Below are 2606 nucleotides of genomic sequence, written 5' to 3' on the forward strand. Positions count from 1 at the left end.
GCTGGTCAAGCAGGGCGGCGCGGAGCAGCGTGGCGCGCGGGCCGGGGCGGGGCCGCTCGCCGTACCGGCGAGCAGGGCCGCTCCCCGGCAGGCGGGGTCGGCCCGTCATCTCTAACTACCGCTGCTAGTTTTGGTCGTGAGCAGACCGAGTTCGAGCTTCAGTCCGTGCGAGCCGCCGGAGGCAGCGCCATGTCAGCACCGTCAGCCCCTTCCTCGGATTCATCAGGGCCTTCGGGTTCTTCAGGTTCTTCGGGGTCGAAGCGGCCCTCCTTCGACCCCCACGACCCGCTCGGCATCGACGACCTGCTCAGCCCCGAGGACCTGGCGATCAGGGGGACCGTCAGGGACTGGGCCGCCGACCGGGTGCTGCCGCATGTCGCCGAGTGGTACGAGAGCGGCGAGCTGCCCGGCATCCGCGAACTGGCCCGCGAGCTCGGCGCCATCGGCGCGCTCGGGATGTCGCTGACCGGATACGGCTGCGCCGGCGCCACCGCCGTCCAGTACGGCCTGACCTGTCTGGAGCTGGAAGCCGCCGACTCGGGCATCCGCTCGCTCGTCTCCGTCCAGGGCTCCCTCGCCATGTACGCGATCCACCGCTTCGGCTCCGAGGAGCAGCGGCAGCGCTGGCTGCCCGGCATGGCGGCGGGCGAGATCATCGGCTGCTTCGGCCTCACCGAGCCCGACCACGGCTCCGACCCGGCGGGCATGCGCACCTACGCCAGGCGGGACGGCTCCGACTGGCTGCTCACCGGACGCAAGATGTGGATCACCAACGGCACGGTGGCGGGCGTCGCCGTCGTCTGGGCGCAGACGGACGACGGCATCCGCGGCTTTCTGGTGCCCGCCGGGACCGCCGGCTTCACCGCCCCCGAGATCAAGCACAAGTGGTCGCTGCGCGCCTCGGTCACCAGCGAACTGGTCCTCGACGACGTACGGCTGCCCGCCGACGCCGTCCTGCCGGAGGCCACCGGGCTGCGCGGCCCGCTCGGCTGTCTGAACCACGCGCGGTACGGAATCATCTGGGGCGCCATGGGCGCCGCGCGCGCCAGCTTCGAGGCGGCCCTCGACTACGCGAAGACCCGGGAGCAGTTCGGCCGGCCCATCGGCGGCTTCCAGCTCACCCAGGCCAAACTCGCCGACATGGCCCTCGAACTGCACAAGGGCATCCTGCTCGCCCACCACATCGGGCTGCGCATGGACGCGGGGCGGCTCCGCCCCGAGCAGGTCAGTTTCGGCAAGCTCAACAATGTGCGGGAGGCGATCGAGATCTGCCGCACGGCACGGACCATTCTCGGCGCCAATGGGATCTCGCTCGAATATCCCGTGATGCGGCACGCCACGAATCTTGAGTCGGTGCTCACCTACGAGGGCACCGTCGAGATGCATCAACTCGTCCTGGGCAAGGCGCTCACCGGTCTCGACGCGTTCCGGTGAACCCGGTGGTAAGTGCCGGTGAACCCGGCGTGAACCGGTGAGCGCCCTGCTCAGCTCTGATTGAAGAAGCCGCCCTGCGTACGGCCGGCCGAATCGCCGGAGACGATCTCGGTGTCACCGGGGGTCAGCAGAAAGACCCGGGTGGCGACGCGGTCGATCGAACCGTGCAGTCCGAAGATCAGCCCGGCGGCGAAGTCGACGACGCGCTTGGCGTCGGCGGGCTCCATGGAAGTGAGGTTCATGATGACCGGGACGCCGTCCCGGAAGAGCTCGCCGATGCTCCGGGCGTCCCGGAAGCTCTCCGGGGAGACGGTGGCGATCCTGCGGTCCTGCTCGGGGGCGGGCTGGGAGGCGACCCGCACCCGGGGGTCGGTCTTCCAGGCTTCGCCGCTCTCCGCACCTTCGGCGTACTCGTCGTCGTCGTAGTACCGCTCGTCGTTGTCCTCAACGAGGCCCAGCCAGGCACTCGCCTTGCGCACCGATCCCATGGACGCCTCCTTTCACCGCGGTCACTTGTGGTTCCGCTTCTCTATCGTCGTCCATAATGCGGATTGAGCGCCAAGGGGATAGCCGCCGCAGAGGCGATTCGTGACGGTACTGGTGCAGAAGATGTGGCGGTTCGTCAAGGTTCTTCCTGGGTACGGGCCATGGCTCGGCACGAAATATGAATTTCGGGCCAGACGGGTGACGCAGGGGACGTTCGGGTGAACCGTCACTCGATACGATGCGTTTCGCACACGAGAACGAGCGAGAAACGGCTGGCGACAGCCCAAGGACGACGCACCCGGGGGACGGTCGTGTTCGGAATAGTCAGGCCCTGCGCCCATCGGCTGGCGGGCAGCCTCAAGACCGAGTGGACGGCCCATCTCTGTGGGCTGTGCCTGGCACTTCGCTCGGACCACGGACAGTTCTCCCGGGTTGTGACCAACTACGACGGCCTGATCGTCTCCGTCCTGACGGAGGCTCAGACCGGGCGCACCGCCGGGCAGCGGCGTACAGCAGGTCCCTGCCCGCTGCGCGGGATGCGGACCGCCCCGGTGGCAAGAGGTGAGGGCGCGCGGCTCGCCGCCGCCGTCTCCCTGGTGCTGGCGTCGGCGAAGATACGGGACCACGTCGCCGACGGCGACGGGCTGTTGAGGCGCCGGCCGCTGGCGGCGGCGGCGCGCCGGGTG

Annotated in this window: 3 protein-coding genes; 2 read left to right on the top strand and 1 reads right to left on the bottom strand. The window is 69.4% G+C overall.

All coding sequences use genetic code 11. The features are described 5' to 3' along the window. Nucleotides 1-189: 189 nt before the first annotated feature. A complete protein-coding gene (locus HY68_RS43925; RefSeq protein WP_078863707.1) occupies nt 190-1434 on the top strand; it encodes an acyl-CoA dehydrogenase family protein in 1245 nt (414 codons plus the stop codon). A gap of 50 nt (nt 1435-1484) precedes the next feature. Here HY68_RS43925 and sepF read toward each other — a convergent pair whose 3' ends face one another. Then, entirely contained in the window at nt 1485-1922 is a 438-nt protein-coding gene (gene sepF / locus HY68_RS21290) for a cell division protein SepF (protein ID WP_041991196.1), read from the bottom strand. Between the two features lie 309 nt (nt 1923-2231). Here sepF and HY68_RS40865 point away from each other — a divergent pair. Beyond that, a partial coding sequence (locus HY68_RS40865; RefSeq protein WP_241778636.1) for a DUF5685 family protein occupies nt 2232-2606 on the top strand: 375 nt, incomplete at its 3' end.

Origin of the sequence: Streptomyces sp. AcH 505, from assembly GCF_000818175.1 — a bacterium.
Taxonomy (GTDB): Bacteria; Actinomycetota; Actinomycetes; order Streptomycetales; family Streptomycetaceae; genus Streptomyces.